Source organism: Halorubrum persicum (assembly GCF_002727125.1).
Classification (GTDB): domain Archaea; phylum Halobacteriota; class Halobacteria; order Halobacteriales; family Haloferacaceae; genus Halorubrum; species Halorubrum persicum.
Genome location: NZ_NHOA01000025.1, coordinates 1 through 6,695, shown reverse-complemented (window position 1 = coordinate 6,695; position 6,695 = coordinate 1). Strand labels below are relative to the sequence as shown.

Genomic DNA, 6,695 nt, shown 5'->3' with positions numbered 1-6,695 from the left:
GGCTTTGTGAAGTACTGATTATCACTTTCGAATACCAAACAATATATTGAGGGTTTGGGCGTCCAACGAAGGCGAACAGCAATTCACAACTGGATACACAAAGTTGATCTACAGCCAGCTAAGGTGTAAGCCCGAATCGCGTCGCGGTCGATGAGACGGCGATTCAGATCGATTCAGACAGATTCTGGCTGCACGCTGCTGTTGATCCTCGCACGAACGAATTTCTCCACGTTGACGTTTTTCCTGTCCAAAATTAACAATTCACGTTGGTGTTACTCCGCGATCGCAAAGAGAAACGCCATGTTGACGATGCGCTCTTTCTTGTCGATGCTGGCGGACACCTCACAGCTGCGCTCTCACGAATCTCGCTCCAATTTTAAATCACGCGCCATGGAAATCGGAATGCTGTCGAACGTGTCTTTAGAGAAGTAAAACGTAGAACATCCTCGTCTTCAAACACATTTAGAAACGCGGAGCCGACGGCGGCAGAATCATGGTTCCGAGCCTTCGCCGTCTGCTGGAACGATGCTTAAGTTAACACGACCCCAATTACTACGGGACGCCCTCCGGTCAGAAGGCGTCCGGCCGCTGCTGCGTCATTGGCTGTTCGCTGCAAACGATCACGCACACAACGCACGATTGGACAGCGAATTATACGGCCAGCGTTGGATGGCCGAAAATGCCTTGTCGGCCACCAAGCATCGGGTCGGTCCCACTGTTCATCCTCGCGTATAGTACCGAGAGTTCCGCGAACTTGTGTTGACCGCAGCTATCTATAACCTTGAGTAGGCTCTCAAACAGTGACTCCCACGCTGTCATCGAATTCAACAAAGCAAATTTAACAAATTAGTGGCTTCGGGACTGTAGACGGTACCACACACCCCGGGTGTCGAGTGTAAACCGACAAGTCGTTAGGCTGCTACTCGGTAGTCTCTCGTACAGCGATTGTCGTTAACTCCTGTTCTTTCGGGAAAGAAGTCCCAAGGTTCTGTTTTGTAGCAGCCGTACTACTGCATATAAGAAGTTTATATATTTTATTATAGGGGCGATTATAAGGCAGAGGATAGATAGTAGAGACAGTTTCTGAGCAGAATAGATTCTAGTAATATACTCTTTATATGAGATAACGTGAGAAAAGATAGGATCTTTCGGTAGGTTGTAAGATAATTAGAATCCGTCTCAGAAACTTTGTTTTAGATGCTTACTATACGAATCTCCGTATTATCGGGCTTTCTGCACGCTCTAACGATTAGTCGATAGAACTGACATAGCCAGGATGAATAATTTACACTCGACACCCGGGGTGTGTGTCCTTTAGTACGTACGTTTCCCCAACAAGTAAAACCGGAAAACTATCGGTTTTACACTTGACACGTGGAGGGTTACTCTATATTCTTTCTTTTTGAATCACACTCTCATATTTCTCTCTTCGAGACTCTATTATCGGTGTATTCCAGCATTTACACTCGACAGGTGGTGTGTGTTAATGGCATAATTTTATATACTACACCGACCGCCGTGTGTAATATGAGGCGGACGCTCCGAGGTAGATTATTCAAATGAGTAACGAGAAACGGAGTTCTCTTGACTCAATTTGGGAAAGCGAGGATCCAGTTTTTGCGGACAAAGAGCTTCTTGACATCGAACATATTCCAGACGAAGAACGGATTATTGGTCGCGAGGATGAGATATCTAACCTTGCCAATAGTATCCACCCTGCAATCAGAGGCGGAAAGCCTAGAAACACGCTTATTTACGGAAAGACGGGAACCGGGAAAAGTCTCGTAGCTAAACACGTTACTCAGAGTGCCGAAAACTTCGCTCAAGACCAGGGTACGAGACTCGATCGCGCATATATTGATTGTACTCAAGCAACGACAGAGACACAGGTCGTTATCAAACTCGCTCGAACATTCAACCAACCAGATGTAACAGATATTTCTGTACCCCTTTCAGGGTTGTCGACGAACGCGTACTACGATCGTCTTTGGCAGATCCTCGATAGCCTCCATGACGTCGTCATCATCATTCTCGATGAAGTCGACAAACTCCAGGAGAACAACGTGCTAATGCAACTCTCCCGAGCTGGGGAAGCTGGAAAGATTGATTCGTGTAAGGTGGGGATACTCGCGATCAGCAACAAAATATCTTTTAAAGATTCTCTGGATGAGCGAGTCTTAAGTAGTCTCCAAGAGCGTGAGTTCATTTTCCCCCCCTACGACGCAAACCAACTTCGCGAAATTATGCGTCATCGTCAGGATGCGTTTCGGGAAGGTGCTCTCACCGATGATGTGATTCCTCTTGCGGCTGCGTTCGCTGCACAGGAGCACGGTGACGCTCGAAAAGCACTAGATATTCTTCGAAATGCAGGTGAGCTCGCGAAAGACGATGATAGTGATATTGTCCGAGAAGAGCATGTCCGAAATGCGCGGGAAAAAGCAGACATCGATCGATTCTCGAAACTGCTTCAAGACCAGCCTACACAATCGAAAGCCGCAGTATATGCTCTCTCATTAATCGCAGACGGGAGCAAACAAGAGGAATTTCCCACCCGTGAAATCTATGAACGATATGAGCGACTCACTGAATCACTGGATATTGACCCGCTCTCACAAAGGCGGATGTCTGACCGGTTGAACGAACAGGCCTTTCTCGATATTCTTGGTGTCACAGATCGAGTTGGCCGTGGTCGTGGGAAGGGAATGACCAATTTCTACTACCTCTTGGAGGAGCCCAAAGTCGTACAAAGCGCTATTGAATCTGATCAGCGGTTCTCTCCTAATAAATAATTCCTGATTTTACACTCGACGGTTGGGGTGTCACGCTCTGTTCCTCGGCGTGACGCATTCCGAGAATTTTCATATAACGTCTATACTGCATAGTACGCGGTTAAACGGTTATTTACACTCGACGCCTGGGGTGGCCTATGCTTTCTGTTCTAACGGTATGTCACTACGCCACTCGGTTTGTCTGAGAGAAATTGTAATGTATCGTTCACTGGCTCGCAAAATTGGATCACACTATAGTAGAATCTGAAAGTCTTTGTTGTGGTCCCTACCAGATTCCGGTGTTACTCGTTAATTCTCGAAGGTCTGATGAGAGTGGTGAGTAAATACTTCTGGAGATTACTATAATAGACAACGGGAACGATCGCGTCATCTACATCGTGTTTTTCGCGGAGTTCCGCGAAAAACTGATCTGCGATCACGTTTGTTCTTGTCGGTTCAAGCGTTGTATGGAGCAAATCGTTTGAATTGGGATCGACCGCGGCGTACAGCTCATATTGTTTATCATCAAGTTGAATTAGTGTTTCATCGACCGCAACACGATTCGGGCACCGATCAGATTCCGGCTGTAAATCGGCCTTGTGAACCCAGTTATGAACGGTGGATCGGACCCGATCAACACCAAATACTCAAGAAACGAAACAGCATTCGAAAGAGATAATACTGCTAAATGAAGCTGAATACTGAGATTCATTAACAGCTTCGGTGTTGCCTTCTTGCTCCACAAACGATAAGTTGAGATCGTCTAAACAGCCGCTGAGGCGGTCGTTTTCAGGTATGAACCACTTTGAAAACGCACCGCCTCACCTTTCAATCCTTATCTGAACACCGCCGTTACAACTCGGTAGAAGCGGCAATCGCCGATCGGTCGCCGTGGCTCTAGTCACTCATCGGCGGATCTGGTATTCATCGCGCAGCCACAGTCGCCACGGCGGATCAACTCCCCAACGGGCGCGTCTGTCCCGCAGTTCGGGCAGACGGCGCGCACATCGACGAGCACGTCGTAGTCGCTGCGGTCCAGCTCCCCGGCGTTCGCAAGCGACGAGATGGCCGACTCGGCAACCGCCGAGACCCGTCCCTGAATCTTCTCGATGGTCTCGACCTTCCGGTTGGCCATGTTGTCATCCGCTGCCGGGAGGCTCGCCTCGCGTTCCTGCGTGAGGTACGTGTGGATCGCCTGGTGGGTGACGAAGTTGCCGGTGAGCTCGTCGACGTCGATTCCCTCGCGCTCGAGGCGGCGGCACGCCCGTGTCGACGACGATCTCGACCCACCGTGGAGGGCCTCGTACGTGCTCAATACGTCGACGTTGAGCGGCGAGACGCTGGCATTGCGGAGGGTCGCCTCCAGCACCGCCTCATTGAACTCGTCGGCGAGGTCCCGTAGACTGGTCCGCTCGCCTGTCTCGCCGGTCCACGCGGCCTCCAAGTTCGCGCCCATTCCGTCGAGGTCGTACTTCCGGATCACCCGCACGACCTTCGTGTTCCCGCCACTCGCTTCGGTGGTCATACTTGGAGTTCCACCCCGAGCGTAACAAGATCATTGGTGTGTGGTTCTCGGAGCTAGCCGAGCGCGAACAACACCTTTTGATCGCCGCTGATCTATTCACAAATTCCACATTATATAATTTCATTCATTTGTTCTACGACCACAGATCACCCGTCGACCGGCGTCATCTGAGGAGGGCGTGTAGATTGTGGGTGGTCTGGTCAATATTTCTTTGTTCAGCACGCGTATTATTTTTCACTCCGAATAGTCAACCACATAGCTGCTGATGAGGCGGTGCCGAAGTCCGCAGAGTATTTCGATCCGGAGACGGCAGACCACGTCACGTACACCCTTGTTCGAGGAGTTGCGAAAGTTGTCGGCGGATGAGAAGGTGTCGACAGAGTACGTGTCTCTGTCCACGTGAGCGACTATTGGTCGCGGAGCGCCGACGCGGCGCGAATGCCGTCGACGACGACTTTGAGGCGGCCCACGACGCGCTCCACGAGGACCGCTGCGAGTACCTCGCAGAGTTCAAGAACCTCGACGACGAGCTCAACGGAGCGATGTTCTAGTGTGGATCTCCGAGTAGCCGTTCCCAGCGAGGGGATGAGCTGTCAGTCGGCGCCGTGTCGGAGTGTGCGGCCGCAGTTTCGGCAGACTAGCGAACCGTGGTTTCTCACGACTGTATCGCCACAGTTGGAGCATGTCGAACGCATGTGTACATAATTGTTCGACGGTTACATAACTCTTACTCGTCGATCGTCGATTAGCGTCACGGTTACTACGTCTGGTCACGCTCTATCTGCAATCGGGATAGAGGTTATCTGTTGAATCCGCAGAAGACGTCGGGATCGGGTTATTCTGTATCCGGTTCAGAACCCCTGCCGAGAGAATTCTGGAATAGAACCTTGGCAGAGAGCGAGAGGATCGAGATCACTAAGTGGATCGCTCCATCCCATCCCGACAAAAAGCGAAGTAAACGCGCTTTCAGGACCGTTATTCTCGTGCCGCCATCGGATTCAACAGGGCAGACTGATGTAAAGACCTACCACCTCATCGTCGTCGACGCGTTTTGGCAACCCGGTGCTCCTGCTCTGTGTAATCGTGGCCTCGATCATCACCCTGAGCACGCGTCCCCAGCCGTCTGAGTTGATGTCCATCTTAGCAACTACACGTGGGCGCACCTGCGCGTGTCCAATCTGGCCGAAGCCGCGTTCGCCTGCGAACTCGAATAAACCGAGCGTCAGAGAAGGTCTACGGCCCTGTCGAGATGACGCGTCCCGCCAAACTGTTCTGTTTCCCATGCGTAGACAATGGCAGCAACCGCGAACTCGCACCCCCTTGAGTTGCTCCCGTGAGGATTAGTTGGTCTTCGGCGGCCAAGTTGAATTGGTAGCCATGGATCATAACTTTCCATTTTTTCGGGCGGGATAACCAGTCGTTGATGACAGCGTCGGGTGCCGAATCTGCTGTTGTATGATCGTCCACACCTACCCAAACAAAGCCACTTCTGTCAATATATAATGTGAATTTTGGTATATATTTATTCTAACGCTGAACCAACTCTGGCTAGATTTCATTCTTATTGATCTGCAAGATAACTTTCAGTGATATCTGTAGTCTGGTAACAGTATTCTCTCATGCTTTCGAATAGGGATAGATTAGTTTAAAAATTTGGCATATACGAACATATAACCATTCTCAAAGAACGTGACATTACATCTATACGGTTGTAATCTTTATAGATTTTTCACCGGGGATAAGGCCCCGTAGGAGTAGACGATCCCACCCGATCTCGATGAATTCAGATACTAATCTGTAGTCTGATGATAAATTGAAGTTTCTTATGGACTGTAAGCCAAATATGGTTCATTTATTATAATCTTGTATACCTACATATTTATATGGCAATATCAGGCAAATATATGTGGGGAGTTCTACATTAATTCGAATTAATTTAGTGTTAAAGTAAAGATCCCTCTAATTAGCGATCACAATAGCTAACATTTCATGCGTTACTTAGAAGAACGATCTTTACTGGTTTTCCCGTTCCAATAGTGGCATTTCCGTCTTCCGTTAGTCAAACACTGACCGGTGTCGATAAGGTCGACTTCGTCTAAGTTCTGTAGCGCGTATCGAATCGTTCGGGAGGGAGCAAGGTACAGATACTGAGTCCGTCTATCGTGGCAAAACCCTGTTCTTAGAGTGCGTATGCAACTAATTTTGTGCTAGGAGACTCGTCTTCGAGAACTGACTCTGTTTCCGTTGAAAAGGGACTCTGGATCGACTGATTTTTTATTCCTTATCGTTGATATAGTAATAAATATAATAAATATGTCTTATCCTATAGTGGGCTCCAGAAGTATCTTCACACATTTTCAGTAAGCCTCCGAAAATCGGTTGATAGAACTGTTCTCCTCTAG

At 49.0% G+C, this 6,695-nt stretch carries 3 protein-coding genes and 1 pseudogene; 2 read left to right on the top strand and 2 right to left on the bottom strand.

What is annotated here, in order from left to right:
• Nucleotides 1-1,559 precede the first annotated feature (1,559 nt).
• Nucleotides 1,560-2,789: a Cdc6/Cdc18 family protein gene (locus tag DJ69_RS03795; RefSeq protein ID WP_099254373.1), complete on the top strand. Its 1,230-nt coding sequence runs from the start codon at nt 1,560-1,562 to the stop codon at nt 2,787-2,789.
• Between the two features lie 359 nt (nt 2,790-3,148).
• Here the strand turns inward: DJ69_RS03795 and DJ69_RS03790 are convergent.
• Both DJ69_RS03790 and rdfA read right to left on the bottom strand, forming a co-directional pair.
• Nucleotides 3,149-3,565: pseudogene (locus tag DJ69_RS03790) on the bottom strand (IS6 family transposase); the annotation flags it as partial.
• 104 nt (nt 3,566-3,669) lie between these two features.
• Complete coding sequence (gene rdfA, locus DJ69_RS03785; protein ID WP_099254372.1) at nt 3,670-4,293, bottom strand: rod-determining factor RdfA; 624 nt, start codon at nt 4,291-4,293, stop codon at nt 3,670-3,672.
• Nucleotides 4,294-4,703: 410 nt separating this feature from the next.
• Between rdfA and DJ69_RS18220 the strand changes: the two genes are divergently transcribed.
• Nucleotides 4,704-4,844: a hypothetical protein gene (locus DJ69_RS18220; RefSeq protein WP_180271714.1), complete on the top strand. Its 141-nt coding sequence runs from the start codon at nt 4,704-4,706 to the stop codon at nt 4,842-4,844.
• Nucleotides 4,845-6,695 lie beyond the last annotated feature (1,851 nt).

Excerpts from the sequence above, each read along its gene's own strand:
- rdfA (WP_099254372.1), bottom strand. The coding sequence starts at position 4,293 with ATGACCACCGAAGCGAGTGGCGGGAACACGAAGGTCGTGCGGGTGATC.
- DJ69_RS03795 (WP_099254373.1), top strand. The coding sequence starts at position 1,560 with ATGAGTAACGAGAAACGGAGTTCTCTTGACTCAATTTGGGAAAGCGAG.